Below are 13,929 nucleotides of genomic sequence, written 5' to 3' on the forward strand. Positions count from 1 at the left end.
GGGGAGCATGGCCTATTTGGTCCGCATTTCGGAAGCAATCATCCGCACCACACACGGACTCGCAGCAGCGCTGTTGGCTGTCGCTGCCGCTTTGGTCTTTTATCAGGTGCTAACACGCTTTGTGCTGAACGATGCGGCGGTTTGGTCAGAGGTTCTGGCGCGTGCCGTCATCGTATGGGGTGTTTTCCTTATCATGGGCCCCGCAATTCGGACCGGCAAAATGATCCCAATCGATGTGCTGCGCAGCTTGCTGCCCGAGAACACACAGATCTGGATCATCCGGGTCGTCACCGCCGCGACGGCTGTGTTCCTCTTTATTCTCATCTGGTACGGCTACAAGATGACCCAGCGAGTCATGAACCAGCAGGTCGCGATGCTTAATGTGTCGGTCGCATGGTTCTATGCGTCGATCCCGATGGGCGCGCTCTTGGCACTGCCTGGCCTGTTTCTTGCCCATCTCGATGCTGAACACGGCCACCTAAAATCTGGCGAGGTGACAGAATGAACGGCGCGCTTGCCCTTTCCCTGATCTTCTTTTTTGCCATCACAATTCCTGTGGCGATCTCCATCGCGCTGGCCTCGATCTTTGGCATCGTATTCTTTTCGAATCTGCCGCTTTTGGTTGTGCCGCAAAAGATGTTCACCGGTCTCGACAGTTTTCCATTGATGGCGGTGCCGTTCTTCATCCTCGCGGGTAACCTGATGACCAAAGGCGGCGTATCGCATCGCCTCGTAGATTTTGCGAAGTCCATTGTGGGTGGCACGCAAGGTGGATTGGCAAGCACATGCGTGGTCGCCTGTATGGTTTTCGCCGCGATTTCTGGATCGTCAGTCGCCACGACGTTTGCGATAGGCTCCATCCTGATCCCTGCCATGATCAGGCACGGCTATCCAGTCAACATGGCAGCTTCAATTCAGGCGTCATCTTCCGAGCTTGGAGTGATCATCCCACCCTCTGTACCGCTCATCCTCTATGCGGTCTCCACCCAGACCTCGATCACTCAACTGTTCATCGCCGGCATCGGTCCCGGTCTTCTTGTTGCGACGGCTCTAATCGTTATGGTGCAAATCTGGTGCCGGGCAAAAGGCTACGGAAAACAAGACGGCGACGACAAGAAGCCAATCATTGGGTCCTTCTTCAGCGCCTTCTGGGCCCTGATGATGCCTGTGATTATCCTTGGTGGCATCTACGGAGGCATCTTTACGCCGACAGAAGCCGCTGCGGTTGCAGTCGTGTATGCGCTGTTTTTGGGTCTGGTGGTCTACAAGGAGATGAAGCTAAGCGACCTGCCCGAGCTTTTCAAAAGCGCAGCGGTTTCATCAGGAGCGGTCATGCTGATTATCGCGGCGGCTTCGCTTTTTAGCTTTTTGATAAGCCTGTCCGGGATGCCAAGCGCGGTCGGCTCATGGGCGCAGGATACCTTCAACCACGCATGGACCTTTCTGCTTGCGATCAACGCATTGTTGTTCTTCATCGGAATGTTCATCGAGACATCGGCAGCGATCTTGGTGCTGGCGCCGATCCTGACCCCGGTAGCAATTGCCTTTGGGATCGACCCGGTCCACTTTGGGATTGTCATCGTTGTGAACCTGGCCTTGGGCATGTTTACCCCGCCTTTGGGGGTGAACCTGTTCGCCGCAGCTCAAGTAGCTGACATTCCGGTGCAACGGATGTTCAAGACGCTTGTCATCCCGGTGCTGACGATGATCACCGCATTGATGATCATCACTTACGTGCCACAAATATCTCTGTTTCTGAGGGATGCCATGCAGTAATCGATGAGCTTGCTCACTGGTCAACATATCATACATGTGCAATGATGGGTTCGAACTAAATCGAAAGTTGCTAAGACATGACCGCAGAAACAAAGTTTCCCGGCACGGACGCCCCGATTGTACGAAAGAAACTGTCCGATCAGGTCTTTGAAAGGCTTTGGACGATGATCCAGACAGGAGAATTGTCGCCTGGTGATACAATGCCGTCCGAGCGCGCCTTGATGGAGCGGTTTGGCGTTGGCCGTCCAGCCGTGCGCGAAGCTCTGCAATCCATGGCCAACAAAGGATTGATCTCGATTTCCCACGGGGAACGCAGCAAGGTTAACAAACTGACCCCTGGGATTGCTTTCGATCAGGTGAATGACATCGCGAAACTGTTGCTGTCGACAGAGCCCTCGAACATCGAAAATCTCAAGCAACTGCGAAAGATCCTTGAAGCAGGCTCCGTCCAGATCACCGCCCAGTCCTGTACGGCCGAGGAGATTGTCGAACTGCGCGAGTTGGTTGAGGCACAGCGCAGCAAGTTGGGTCAGGAACGGGCCTTCATCGAGGCGGACATTGCGTTTCATGTGGCGATTGCCCGGATGACAGGAAACCCCCTGATCCAGGCCGTAACACAAGCGATGCTGTCGTGGCTGTCAGAGTACTACAAACCTGTCTTGCACTGGTCTGGCCGCGAAAACACGACCCTGCTTGAGCATAGCAAAATTGTGGATTTGCTCGAATCCCATGATGTTTCAGCCGCAGTAACCATGATGGGCGATCACCTCGGACGATCTGATCCGCTTTACGAAGCCAGTTGAGCGAACCTCTCTTTTTCCGCCTACCACACCGGTACACAGCAAATTTGAGGGTAGCCGAAGGGCTCTTTTGTCCATTCTATATCCGTCGGGCCCAATCTGGCTCTCGCCTCGGGCGACGTCCTCGAACTGGCAGTCATCCGCAATTACGGCCACCCCTCGTTCGGGATCGCACATGTCCCAAGACTCGTGGAATTGCCGGACGACCTTCTCAGTAGGGTGCATGGCCAGTGTCCTTCTACAGGCTTGTGTGTTGACAGTAACAACCCGTGTTGGCCAGTCCATTGGAAAATCTGCCAAGGGTCTCAGAGCAGTCGATCGCAGTGACGAACTTTAAGGTCGGCTAAGGGCCGTTCGTTTCTGCGCGGGCGTAACCCATCCGAGGCGGTGTGCTGCGCCGCCGCAAGTCGGCTTGGAGCCCAACTTACCATGATGCTGCAACGCCGCGAAAGTCGGCTATCATTCTCTTGACGATGAGTTTTAGTCAAATTCTCCGGGGCTATGGTCGATTTGAAAATAGAGCACTGGTCAGATTCTTAGATCAACGTCCTGTGAGAAAGGTCAATTCAGGTTTCCAATGCCCTGATGAACCAAGACTGCAATGAGAATTTCCTGCGCTTTGGCGCTGCCATCTTGGCCAATGTGCGGGCCTGATCCGCACGTTCCTGACGTCCGATTTTCATGTAGTGCGCAGTATCGATTGACCCATCTGGGCGGCGCTTGATCTCTGGTGTTTCATACGGTTGCACGGTGAGAACTCCTCTTTGTTTCTACAACCAATGGACCAGAATGACCGCGCTATAACTTGAAGACGCTCTTTAGAATTCCTTGTCATTTCAGTATTTCTACCCTGCTTGGGCCAAAAGTCCTTGAGTATCGCCGCCCAATAGCCGTTCAATGTGCCATGGCATATAGATTTGCAAATTGCTTGATCGACCCTGACAAGCACCTGTTTCTGCGTGATGAGTTGTCAATTCACCTCGAACCGCAGGTGTTTGACTTGATATTGGCCCTAGTCGAAAAGATGGGCCGGTTGGCGACCAAAGACGACCTTGTTGAAATCGTTTGGCACGGGTTGAGCGTGTCCGACGCGACGATCAGCGCACGGATCAACGCCGCTCGAAAGGCGGTTGGCGACACAGGTCGGGCGCAGGCGATTATCAAGACAGTTCACGGCAGGGGTTTTCAGCTGAATGTCGAAGTGAAGAAAACCGAAGCGACCGCGCAAACACCAGAACCCATTCGTTCCGATACGCAAAACATCCAATTCACCCGATCCTCCCACGGTGCAAGGATCGCGTTCTCTAAGAGCGGTGATGGCCCGCCACTGGTTAGGGTCGCCCATTGGCTTTCGCACTTGGAACTCGATTGGCACAGTCTCGTATGGAGGCCATTGATCGAAACCCTCGATAGTAGAAACACACTTTACCGTTATGATCAGAGAGGCACTGGTCTGTCTTCTCGCGAGCTTGAGGGTGCGGACCTGGACGCTTTTGCCGATGATCTAAGGGCCGTTGCCGACGCGAACAATTTGGATAGTTTCCCTATCTTTGCGGCGTCGCAGGCTGTCCCAGTGGCCATCCGTTTCGCTCAAAGATATCCCGAGCGGGTCACTGGCTTGGTTTTGTATGGCGGGTATGCAAAGGGACGTGCAGTGCGCGAAGCGGCGCAGGGCGACATCGATGAAGAAACGATTTTGGGCCTAATCCGGGCGGGCTGGGGCAAGGCGGACAGTCCGTTTGTTAATGCGTTCTCAACACTGTTCATGCCGGATGCTACACCTGCGCAGTTGGCCAGCTTTGTAAAGATGCAAACCGAAACAGTATCGCCGGAAAATGCTGCTCTGCTCAGAAAAATAATCGACCGGTTTGATGTCTCAGAGTCATTGAAATCAGTGAGGACACCCACACTGGTCATTCATGCGATCTCTGACGCGGTGCAGCCCGTCGAACAGGGGCGCATCCTCGCAAGTGAAATCCCAGGCGCAAGATACGTTTCGCTGGAAAGCAGGAATCATGTTCCTCTTCCTCAAGAGGAAACCTGGGCCCAGATGATGCATGAAGTTGGATTGTTCTTGGACGGATAGCTGTCCTAATCAAGTCAGCCCCAAGTCATCAGGATACTATCGGAAAACTGCAAGCTGACCTTCGAACCTGTGCGGCTAACGGCAGCAAAGTCCCGCATAGTTGCCGCTGGACGATAGCGCAGCGATGGTCCGCTACCCGCCCGCAAACCGCAATAACCACTGGACTTCTGCGCGCGGCAGAGCGGTACTGACCACATAATTTGGCGTATGTCGCTCGGTATTGCCGGGCTCCACTCAGTATACCCGAGAGCGCCCTAATGGAGGCTCAATCCACGGGCGGCTCCGCGGTTCGGCAAAGCCGCCGCGCGCCCCGCCGCCACACTTCATCCCATGAATCGATGCCCCTTGGGTTTGGTGGTGAGACCGACCATATAGAGCTCATGCTCACTCGTTCCGTCAAATCGGCATGGCATCATGTCAGGTATATCCCATTGTGGTCCGCCCTGCTTTCTTCGCGCTGGCGGTCCTTTGAGCGGCGTTCTCACGCGTTGGGCACGGCTGTCGGCGGGATCGTTCGGTGGTTTCCCATCGTCCGGCGCCGGGTCGACCGGGAGGTTTTGCGTGTCTACCCCGATATGGCTCGCCGTGAACGGGCGTTGCTGCGGCGCGAAATGGGCCGCAACATGGGTCAGACCCTGTTCGAGATCTATCACGACGCCGAGTTTCAGACCCGGTTGGACCGGTTCGCCGTCTCTGGTCCGGGCCTCGACGCACTCGAAAAGGCCCGCGCCGCCGGCAGAGGCGCGATCATCGTCTCGGGTCACTTCGGCCAATGGGAGGCGATCCGAGCCGTGCTCAAGGCCCGTGGCATGGAAAGCGGGGCGGTCTACAAGCCGCAGACAAATCGCCATTACCAGCGCCGGCTGCTTGCTGGGATTGAAGCAGGCGGCAAGCCGATCCTGGCCACCGGCCGGGTGGGCACCAAGGCACTGGTGCGGCATCTGCGCGATGGCGGCATCATCTCGATCCTCCTGGACGAGAAATACGCCGAGGGGGTGCGGATTCCGTTTGTGGGCATGCCAGCGATGACATCGCTCTCCGCCGCGCAGCTCGCGCTGAAATACGACCTGCCGATGGTTCCGGCCTACGGCACGCGCGTCGGCGACGGCAGCCGCTTCGAGGTCGCGTTCGAGGCGGCGATCCCGCATACCGACGCTCACACGATGACCCAGGCCTTCAATGATAGCCTCTCGGCGCGCATCCACGCCGATCCAGCCCAATGGTACTGGTTGTTGCGCCGCTGGGACGGCGCGTAGAGAGTTCACCTTTCAGGAATGTTGCACTGCGCACGAATGGCCGATCTGGGGAAGCTGCGGTGCGGCGTTGGTTCGATCGGCTAAGGGCCGCAATGGGCCGTGAACAGCCCAATGGCCTAAGGGCAAAGGACGACTACTTATCGACTTATGAACACAGGCCCAACTTGGAGCAGGTTTCCAAACGTGCCACTACTAGAAGCGCCCGGTACAGGAGCCACCACTCCGCCGCCCGCGGCCATTTGACGAAGGCGGGTTCGTATATCACTCCGATCGCCGGAGATTACCTCATAGGTTGCGCAACGGCGTCCGTCTGGGCTGCATCCAACGCAGGTGGTGCTGCCATTGGCGTTGTCATTGCAGCAAGCCACCACACTGGGTGTTCGGACGATGTAGCCCCCGGTCGATCGGCACAACAGGATGTTGTCACTGGCTTGATCGCGTGGAATCGGCGTTCGCACATCTGCCTGTGCTACCGTCCCAACAATCATGGTCAGGCAGACGATTGAGGCAGCAATCCCTCGGCTGACTGCGAATGATATTGCCGTGAGATCGGAAGCGTTTGAGGTCTTGGATGTCGAGCGTTTCATTTTTTGAGTCCTTGATCACTTTAATTTTCATAGGCTCAAGATTGGCATTGCCACGCGCCCGACGCTGTGACGCACGACACAGTGCAGAAAAACTGCTGAATTATCCGCTCGGCTACGACCCCTCCCGTTCCAAGGCAGCCCTGTCCAGGACGATGATCCAACCATCCTTGATGTTTACGAAGCCTTCGCCCTGCCATCGTTTCAAACAACGGTTCAAATTCTCGCGCGAACTCCCTACCATATCGGCAAGCTCACTCTGCGAGTAAGACAGTTTCTGAGATGCCGAAGATGTGGGTCCGGTCGCTGCGAGTAGCACCTTGGATAAGCGCGCGGGAAGTGACAGGAACCCCATGTCCATCATGCGTTCATCAGCACGGCGCACGCGCGCGCAGAGCAGTCCCAGAACATGTTCTGCTATCTCTGGATGCCGACGCATTGCGTCAAGAAACTTGCGCCGCTCCAGCACTATCAACACGGTGTTGGACAGGGCCAAGGCGGCTGCTGAGCGTGTCCCGCCATCAAGAAGTGCTATCTCTCCGAGAACGTCTCCCTTAGAAAGGTCAGCGAGAACGACATCCCGCATCGACGGTGTAAAGGCGCTGATCCGAACGGCTCCCTCCGCGATGGCCATCATGCTGTGTCCAGGGTCACCTTCAGAGAATATCGTGTCTCCTCCCGAGACATGTTTTGTTATACTGAGAGACGCCAAATCCGAAAGCACCTGAGGGCTAAGACCAGAGAAGAGCTGGCTGCGCCCAAGCAATCTCTCCTTGTCAATCCGTCGAGGGCTGACCATCATGTCTCCTTCATATGCACCCGGTCGGCTGACTGCGTGGATCATCCGGGACTCAAACCGGAAGTCACCAGATAACAATTATAATGCAGTGCCACGCATTCTAAGGATAGAGTACAAAGGGGCCCAGAGGAGGCACTTGGCAAGTCGCCGAACTGGCGCACAAAAGCGATTCAGGATCAAAACTAAATGCAAGCAGTCAAATGGGCGTTCGTGATAGTGATCGGCACATTGGGACCTTCGGTAGGTCACACCGAAGAGCAATCGACATGCTCGGTCGAGGCTGCCGAGGATCCTGCGAGGGTTGTTTATCACTGCCCCAATGGGCTTTTTATCGAAGCCGAGACGCTAGAGGAGCTAAGCGGGATTGTTCCCCATGAACTCCTGGAAATTCAGTCAATTGATGTAGAGGGTCGCGCGGTGCTCATCGAAGTACCGCCGGAGGACGGGCCTTTTCAAGTACGAACACCTTTTGCCATCGCCTCCGTGAGAGGCACCACCTATGTGGTCGACGCGCATTTAAATCAAACCGACGTATTTGTCATTGAGGGGCGGGTTCACGTCGCAAATCCAGACGGATCGCAAGAAGTTGAGGTGCTGGATGGCCAGGGAGTTACATTCGGAACTTCCGTGGCGCCTGAGGTGCGTAGCTGGCCAGATGACCGTGTAGAGGCGCTACTGGAGCGTTTTGGCAGATGAAAACCGCGCGGCCGTTTTCGGTGATCGCGATCATTTTTGTCGCTGCCGTTCTTTGGACAGCTTTTCTGGGGCACCGCCATGTTCTTGGTCTCGCGAGTCCGCTAGATCGTCTCGAGGCCGTGTTCGTTGATTTGCGGATTCAGCTGTTCGGAAATCGCCCTCCTCCGGAAGAAGTGGTCATTGTTGCAATAGACGACGCAACGTTGACGGCTGAGGGCGGTTACCCCATTTCTCGCGACAGGCTAGCTCACATCGTACGCCGGATCGACGCCAGCGGTGCAAGGGCCATAGGGGTGGATCTGTTACTGCTTAGTACGTCTACACACGACGCAGCTTTGGCTCAGGCACTTGGGATTATCCCAACCGTATTGGCCGGCGCAGCGCAGTTCGAAGTTAGCTCGTCACGGGCTATTCCGATACCTCACCCCGATAGCTTGTTACTCCCATTGCCCATCTTCTTGGCTGAGGCTGACTTCGGGTTGGTGAACATCGCGAGTGATCCTGGCGGTACTCCCCGGCACATTCCCATGGTCTTTCGTTCATCGCAGGGGTTGCTTCCTTCTTTCACCCTGCAGGCCGTTCGCCTTTTCGAAGAGCAACCCATTCCGATAGGACCTTCTGGAGCCAACGTCGGGGGAGAGCTGCATGCGCTAGATTTGGGGTTGCACCTTGCGCTCCGCTACTACGGCCCAAGCTCGACATTTGATACCATATCCGCAGAGACCCTTTTTGATGAAGGAGCGACCGATCCAAGACTTGAGGGAAGATTTGTTCTGATTGGAGCAACCGCTACTGGTATTGGAGATCGTTTTCACACTCCCTTTGACCCAGTTTTGCCCGGGGTCGAGGTGTTGGCAACCGGTATTGGAAACTTACTGGACGGTTCCGGGCTCGTTCGCAATACAGAGGTGCGTTGGATGGATGTCGCCGCCGCCGGAGTACTTTCAGCTATTGCGATTACAACTCTTTCAGCGCTCACCCTCTCAGCAGGCTCTGCGGTTTTCATCCTCAGCGTGCTTGGTTGGATAGCCGTCGCAACTGGTTTCTTCGGACAAGGATACTGGATGAGCATTTCTCTGCCGCTTGCTGCAAGTTTGCCGGTCTTCGTTGCATACCTATTGATTGGCCAAACGCTTGATCGCCGCCAAGCGCATAGGCTCGCCATGGCTGGCGATGAGCTTGGCCGGTTCCAGTCCCCAAAGCTGGCGGGGCACATCGCAAGCGATCCGGATTTCCTGGCGCATCCAGTTGAACAGAATGCGGTTATCCTTTTTGTCGACCTCTCTGGGTATTCTGGCGTCAGTGAACGCATTGGCCCCGGTTCCACGCGTGAACTTCTAAAAGAGTTTCACGTGATCCTCACCGAACAGGTCGACCGGCACCACGGCTTGATACTCGACTTCATGGGCGATGGAGCGATGGTTGGGTTCGGTATTCCAGATGAGGAAGACTCTGCTCCTCAACACGCCCTTCTTGCGGCGATCGCACTTGTTGATGAGGTTGGTGAGTGGCTGTCCTCGCCGCGATGGCAAAACGAAAACCTAGGAGTACGTGTAGGAGTCCATTTTGGGCCGATTGTGCTTTCCAGACTAGGGCATGACATGCACCAGCAAATCGCGGCGAGCGGGGATTGTGTAAACGTTGCGAGCCGTCTTCTAGAAGTCGCAAAATCTCTTTCGGGTCAGGTTGCGGCCTCCTCTCAGGTTGTCGCACTTGCGGACCGAGAGTTACTACCGAATCCAAGCGGCGTTGAACGCGTGCAGATCCGGGGACGTGAGGCTGCGATGGATGTTGTTTACTGGTGAAGTGCAGTGGGCGCCCTGAGAGGATGGTCGCAGGATGCCCGGTGCTCGCTGTTTGACATCAGTTGATCAATCCACGGAACTCGACTCGGATCTCGCCGCTGTGCGAACTCATGGCCGCATGGAAGAACGACGAACCGTCGACAGCGGTGTAGTGGTAGACTGCACCGACGCAATCGGTCGGGTTGATTGAATTCAAACCCATCCGTGTTAGGGCGATTACGCCATGGACGCAGCTGTACCCACCCTGATCAACGACGATGACTTCGGTTTCGGGCGGTGTTCGATGATCGCGAACCTCGGCGCCCGGCGGCCACGGGTGGTTCCAATGGAAAATGGTGCCACGCCCTTCTGGCATAGTGACACTACCAGATTCATCTGCGAAGGCGGGCAAGGCGGCTGCAGAACACAAAAATGACAGAAGAAGCGCGGAGATCGTGAATTTGCGGGGCATGTATTCATTCCTTTTGAGTTGATTGAATGTAATTGTCTCTCGACCTTGCACCGTTCCGCTGCTCCGTGCTGTGACAGGCATCACAGCGCAGCCTGCCTGATCAAGACTGTTTTCGTCTGCCATGCTCAGCTGGGTCTAAATGTCAGACCCTTGTATTTTGCAGCCCGCAGGTCCGCTCTGGGCCAAGATCAACTTCGGCAACGTGACCTTGCCTATGGGGTGTTGTGCAGCCTCCAAGATCATCAAAGAGTTCTTAGTTGCTGTTCAAGCGTTCCGTAGCGCGGCTCAGAGAGTAGGAAAGCGGGTTTAGTTCCGCACTCCGGTTTTGGAAAATATTGCAATGTGGCTATCATGGGAGTCCGTCCGATTACTCAAGCCAGAAAAGGTCAAACAGGACTTGGTATCTGGGAAACACGAATTGATCATTGTGGGGGCAGGCCCAGCCGGGGCGATGGCTGCCTACTGGGCAGCATCCAGGGGGGTGGATGTCACCATCTTGGACCGAGCTCCAGTAAAACGGGCCAAGCCTTGTGCAGGAGGACTATCAACAAAGGCTTTGGCGCTTTTACCTTTCTCGGTCGCGGACATTGTCGAAAGGTCGACAAGTCACATTATCGTCGGACTTGGCAACAACACTGGAGTTGCCCTCACTGCAGAAGGAATCATCTGCGGATTTGTCGTTCGCGAAGACTTCGACCGCCATCTATTGAATCACGCGCTGAAAGCGGGCGCGCGGCTTCGAAGAATTGAGGAACTCCGCGGCCTCACCCTCGATCCCGAGCAAGTTCAACTCGAGATCAATGGGGGCGAAGTTCTTTCCACGCAATACGTAATTGCCGCTGACGGTGCGAATAGTCGGATGCGCCGCTTGGCCGTTCCCCACGGTGCATTCTCGCGTGGTTTTGCGCTCGAGGGGACTATCTCTCGGAGCAAGCTGTCTTTTGCACCGGGAATGGAGCTGAACTTTGGTTGCCCACGGCTCGGGTATGGCTGGGTCTTCCCGAAGGCCGATCACGTCAACGTAGGCCTGTATACCAGCCAAGAGACGGTCCGGCTGAGCAAAGACATGTTGCGTGACTTTGCCAGTTCGAAACTGGGAACTGATCAGGTGGAAAGTATCGTCGGGTTCCCACTGGGTTTTGGCGGCGCGTCATACAGACAAACCGAGGAAAGGCTTTTGTTCGCGGGCGACGCAGCGGGGATGGTCGAGCCCCTTTTGGGTGAGGGTATCTACAACGCGATCAGATCGGGCGAGTTGGCGGGACTTGCAGTAGCCAACGCGCTCCGGCAACAGCGTCCTGCTCGCGAGTCGTACAATGCGTCGATGCGGCCCCTTCGACGCGATCTGAGGCGTGGCGAATGGGTATCCAAGTTGTTCTACAGGTACTTGGAAGAAATTGGATTCAAAGTCCTGCAAAACCGGGTGATCAGTGCAGGCTTGATAAGGGGATACGCCGCCGGAAGGACTTTTCACCAGATAATAGACCGATTTGCATTGATGCCGTGGCAGAAGCCGCTGCAGTCAGATCGCATCAAAGAGCTCGACTCCAGGGACGATAGTGGCTGTCTTCCGGATTAGGGTTGCGCGCCGGAACGACGTGCTCGCAACCACCCATGACCGGTCGCGGCCAACATCACAAGGACGAATGCGAGATATGCCCAGAGGGCCGGATTAGCCCAGTCGATGATCCGTTCGCCGCTCGCAGCGAGGTCGCCAGCCAGTCTCGCAAAGGCGACGGTCAGGAGAATCCCGTAGACAAACAGCGCAAGCAGAGCGTTTTCGACGCGCCAGAAATCTCTCTCATAGGCGATATGCATAAACAAAAGACCATTCCCAAGACACCATGCACCGATTGCCCGCGCAGTCAGCGCGCTGAGAGGCCAGGGCCAGACCAGATCTTTGGTTTGGGCGGGGTAAAAGAATAGCGCGAAACCAACGGCTAACAGGATGACACCCATTATCATGAACGAAGCGAGGCTCCAAAGAGGCATCAATGCCAGCTCTGTTTGATCCGGCCGGCTCACTCGAACCTGAAGAAACAGAAGAACAGCCATGACAACGGGGACCGCAGCATACACCACCAGCCAAACATATGTCACGAAGCGCGTGATCAGAGGGAACTCCGGTCCAAAGTGAAAATTGCCCATATGCAACAGGGTCGCAATCAAGGTCATGGTGGTAAACATCAGCACCGCCGGTACAGCGATGCGAGCCCGTGACCAACTATCCTCTCGGGCCGAGGTCATTTCGATTACGCAGGCCGCGAGGTATCCACTCCCAAGAAACGCTGCGGTCATGGGAGGATTGACAGTCCACGAAAAAAGCAGATCCGTACGTGTCGGTGCCAAATAGAGAGGCAATCCAATGATCAAAACGAGAATGGCCGCGACGGTCAAAAGCAACCGCATCGCCGGCGTTGTCGGGTTGGAGTAGTCGGACATCCGCGCCTCTAGCTAACTTGGTTCCGAAAGTGGAACCACGATCTATTAGAGCACAGATCACCAATTGCCCGGAGCACTAAATTTTCAGCGCGCCAATTCAAGAGGACGAGATGAAATGCGGCACCAGACAACGAAACAGGTGGTTCGACAGAGGTTACGCATCCACCTCGTCGGATGGTCTGATCGCGATATGCTTGAAGGCTGGCTGGCCGATGGGCTCATTGCCCTGACCCTGCAGACACCGCGCTGTGCCGTCGTTGCGTTCGTTCAGGACCCTCTGTCGCCCGGGTCCGATTTCTACGGATCACTTTTGATGCAGCGGCCATCTGAATGGCTTGCGAACCCGCAGGATGATCCGCGATCGGACCTTCAGATCGCACAGGACGATCCCTTGCCGATGTCCGTCATCCGGCTGGAAAGCCAGCTCGCCCTGCAGACGGGGATCCAGACGATCACCTCCGTGACCGTGTCTCTCACAAAGCGCGCCGCCGCCATGGTGGTCGCCGCGCAGCGCGATGCGCTCGGCCGGCTGACTGCAGCCGGACTAGCCGATGGCATCGGCCTAGCAAGTCTCGAAATGACGATGTGCCTGAGTGGAACCGAAGCAACCGTCCGGAATGTCTCCCATAACGGAGAAACACTCTATCAGGAAACTCGCTCAAGATGCCCGTGAACGGGTATCACAATGACCTGCAGAAGCTCAGTTATGTCCACACGCCCCGCATTGGCAATGAATTACCTGGGCGGGCGGCTACCAGGATGCGCCTACCGCTTGTACCGGCTGATATGCCTCAGCTGGAGGGGCCGTTTATCCGCCCACATCGCAAGTTCCATGCCCCCTGCCACAGCGGGACCGGCAACCGCTGCAATCACAGGCTTGGAAAGGTTCAGACGGCTCGGCCCCATCGGGGCCATGGGTGGCTCGCCAGTATCGGGGATGTCATAAGGGGCCATCGCCCCGACACCGGCCAACCGGGCTGCGTGTTTCAAGTCCCACCCGGCACAGAATGCCCCGCCCTCGCCCCAAAAGACGGCCACAGAGGCGCTGTCATCGCGTTCGAAGGTCAGGAAGGCGTCAAAAAGGGCCGCCGCGCTATCGGGATCCATCGCATTGCGCGCTTCTGGTCGGGAATGGATCACGGTCCAGACCGCGCCATTTGTTTCGATACGCACCGTCATGGGAAGTCCTCGTCATGGCTATCATTGCCGAGTGTCCCATATCTGGCCCGGATTG

At 56.1% G+C, this 13,929-nt stretch carries 13 protein-coding genes; 9 read left to right on the plus strand and 4 right to left on the minus strand.

Annotation, left to right across the window (positions count from 1 at the left end):
- Window positions 1–7 precede the first annotated feature (7 nt).
- From ACROHD_RS02260 to ACROHD_RS02280, 5 genes are all read left to right on the plus strand, one after another.
- The gene (locus ACROHD_RS02260; protein ID WP_432675678.1) at window positions 8–505 is read left to right on the plus strand and encodes a TRAP transporter small permease; all 498 of its coding nucleotides are present in this window, start codon (window positions 8–10) and stop codon (window positions 503–505) included.
- On the plus strand, window positions 502–1,776 hold the full coding sequence (locus tag ACROHD_RS02265; RefSeq protein WP_432675681.1) for a TRAP transporter large permease: 1,275 nt from the start codon (window positions 502–504) through the stop codon (window positions 1,774–1,776). Before ACROHD_RS02260 ends, ACROHD_RS02265 begins: the two co-directional genes overlap by 4 nt.
- A 77-nt stretch (window positions 1,777–1,853) precedes the next feature.
- Window positions 1,854–2,579: a transcriptional regulator NanR gene (gene nanR, locus ACROHD_RS02270; RefSeq protein WP_432675683.1), complete on the plus strand. Its 726-nt coding sequence runs from the start codon at window positions 1,854–1,856 to the stop codon at window positions 2,577–2,579.
- A 925-nt stretch (window positions 2,580–3,504) separates the two neighbouring features.
- Window positions 3,505–4,662, plus strand: coding sequence for an alpha/beta hydrolase (locus tag ACROHD_RS02275; protein WP_432675685.1), 1,158 nt, complete (start codon window positions 3,505–3,507; stop codon window positions 4,660–4,662).
- A gap of 380 nt (window positions 4,663–5,042) precedes the next feature.
- A complete protein-coding gene (locus ACROHD_RS02280; protein WP_432675687.1) occupies window positions 5,043–5,918 on the plus strand; it encodes a lysophospholipid acyltransferase family protein in 876 nt (291 codons plus the stop codon).
- A gap of 699 nt (window positions 5,919–6,617) precedes the next feature.
- On the opposite strand, the gene ACROHD_RS02285 is transcribed toward ACROHD_RS02280, so the two are convergent.
- Window positions 6,618–7,346, minus strand: coding sequence for a Crp/Fnr family transcriptional regulator (locus ACROHD_RS02285; protein ID WP_432675688.1), 729 nt, complete (start codon window positions 7,344–7,346; stop codon window positions 6,618–6,620).
- A 141-nt stretch (window positions 7,347–7,487) separates the two neighbouring features.
- Here ACROHD_RS02285 and ACROHD_RS02290 point away from each other — a divergent pair, with 141 nt between their 5' ends.
- A complete protein-coding gene (locus tag ACROHD_RS02290) occupies window positions 7,488–7,997 on the plus strand; it encodes a FecR domain-containing protein (RefSeq protein WP_432675690.1) in 510 nt (169 codons plus the stop codon).
- Window positions 7,994–9,802, plus strand: coding sequence for a CHASE2 domain-containing protein (locus ACROHD_RS02295; protein WP_432675692.1), 1,809 nt, complete (start codon window positions 7,994–7,996; stop codon window positions 9,800–9,802). Before ACROHD_RS02290 ends, ACROHD_RS02295 begins: the two co-directional genes overlap by 4 nt.
- Before the next feature lie 58 nt (window positions 9,803–9,860).
- Here ACROHD_RS02295 and ACROHD_RS02300 read toward each other — a convergent pair whose 3' ends face one another.
- Window positions 9,861–10,376, minus strand: a complete 516-nt coding sequence (locus ACROHD_RS02300; protein WP_432675694.1) for a hypothetical protein — start codon at window positions 10,374–10,376, stop codon at window positions 9,861–9,863.
- A gap of 217 nt (window positions 10,377–10,593) precedes the next feature.
- Between ACROHD_RS02300 and ACROHD_RS02305 the strand changes: the two genes are divergently transcribed.
- Window positions 10,594–11,832, plus strand: a complete 1,239-nt coding sequence (locus ACROHD_RS02305) for an NAD(P)/FAD-dependent oxidoreductase (RefSeq protein ID WP_432675696.1) — start codon at window positions 10,594–10,596, stop codon at window positions 11,830–11,832.
- On the opposite strand, the gene ACROHD_RS02310 is transcribed toward ACROHD_RS02305, so the two are convergent.
- A complete protein-coding gene (locus tag ACROHD_RS02310) occupies window positions 11,829–12,695 on the minus strand; it encodes a hypothetical protein (protein WP_432675698.1) in 867 nt (288 codons plus the stop codon). The two genes, ACROHD_RS02305 and ACROHD_RS02310, sit on opposite strands and share 4 nt — an antisense overlap.
- A 115-nt stretch (window positions 12,696–12,810) precedes the next feature.
- On the opposite strand from ACROHD_RS02310, the gene ACROHD_RS02315 reads away from it, so the two are divergent.
- Entirely contained in the window at window positions 12,811–13,368 is a 558-nt protein-coding gene (locus ACROHD_RS02315; protein ID WP_432675699.1) for a hypothetical protein, read from the plus strand.
- Window positions 13,369–13,460: 92 nt separating this feature from the next.
- On the opposite strand, the gene ACROHD_RS02320 is transcribed toward ACROHD_RS02315, so the two are convergent.
- Window positions 13,461–13,874: an enoyl-CoA hydratase-related protein gene (locus tag ACROHD_RS02320; RefSeq protein ID WP_432675700.1), complete on the minus strand. Its 414-nt coding sequence runs from the start codon at window positions 13,872–13,874 to the stop codon at window positions 13,461–13,463.
- Between the last annotated feature and the right edge of the window lie 55 nt (window positions 13,875–13,929).

The sequence above is a fragment of the Nioella aestuarii genome (genome assembly GCF_050896395.1).
In the GTDB taxonomy this organism is placed as follows: Bacteria; Pseudomonadota; Alphaproteobacteria; order Rhodobacterales; family Rhodobacteraceae; genus Nioella; species Nioella aestuarii.

What these genes read in the sequence shown, in the direction of transcription:
- ACROHD_RS02260 (WP_432675678.1), top strand. Translation starts at nt 8, where the DNA reads ATGGCCTATTTGGTCCGCATTTCGGAAGCAATCATCCGCACCACACAC.
- ACROHD_RS02265 (WP_432675681.1), top strand. Translation starts at nt 502, where the DNA reads ATGAACGGCGCGCTTGCCCTTTCCCTGATCTTCTTTTTTGCCATCACA.
- nanR (WP_432675683.1), top strand. Translation starts at nt 1,854, where the DNA reads ATGACCGCAGAAACAAAGTTTCCCGGCACGGACGCCCCGATTGTACGA.
- ACROHD_RS02280 (WP_432675687.1), top strand. Translation starts at nt 5,043, where the DNA reads ATGCTCACTCGTTCCGTCAAATCGGCATGGCATCATGTCAGGTATATC.
- ACROHD_RS02285 (WP_432675688.1), bottom strand. Translation starts at nt 7,346, where the DNA reads ATGATCCACGCAGTCAGCCGACCGGGTGCATATGAAGGAGACATGATG.
- ACROHD_RS02290 (WP_432675690.1), top strand. Translation starts at nt 7,488, where the DNA reads ATGCAAGCAGTCAAATGGGCGTTCGTGATAGTGATCGGCACATTGGGA.
- ACROHD_RS02295 (WP_432675692.1), top strand. Translation starts at nt 7,994, where the DNA reads ATGAAAACCGCGCGGCCGTTTTCGGTGATCGCGATCATTTTTGTCGCT.
- ACROHD_RS02300 (WP_432675694.1), bottom strand. Translation starts at nt 10,376, where the DNA reads ATGGCAGACGAAAACAGTCTTGATCAGGCAGGCTGCGCTGTGATGCCT.
- ACROHD_RS02305 (WP_432675696.1), top strand. Translation starts at nt 10,594, where the DNA reads ATGTGGCTATCATGGGAGTCCGTCCGATTACTCAAGCCAGAAAAGGTC.
- ACROHD_RS02310 (WP_432675698.1), bottom strand. Translation starts at nt 12,695, where the DNA reads ATGTCCGACTACTCCAACCCGACAACGCCGGCGATGCGGTTGCTTTTG.
- ACROHD_RS02315 (WP_432675699.1), top strand. Translation starts at nt 12,811, where the DNA reads ATGCGGCACCAGACAACGAAACAGGTGGTTCGACAGAGGTTACGCATC.
- ACROHD_RS02320 (WP_432675700.1), bottom strand. Translation starts at nt 13,874, where the DNA reads ATGACGGTGCGTATCGAAACAAATGGCGCGGTCTGGACCGTGATCCAT.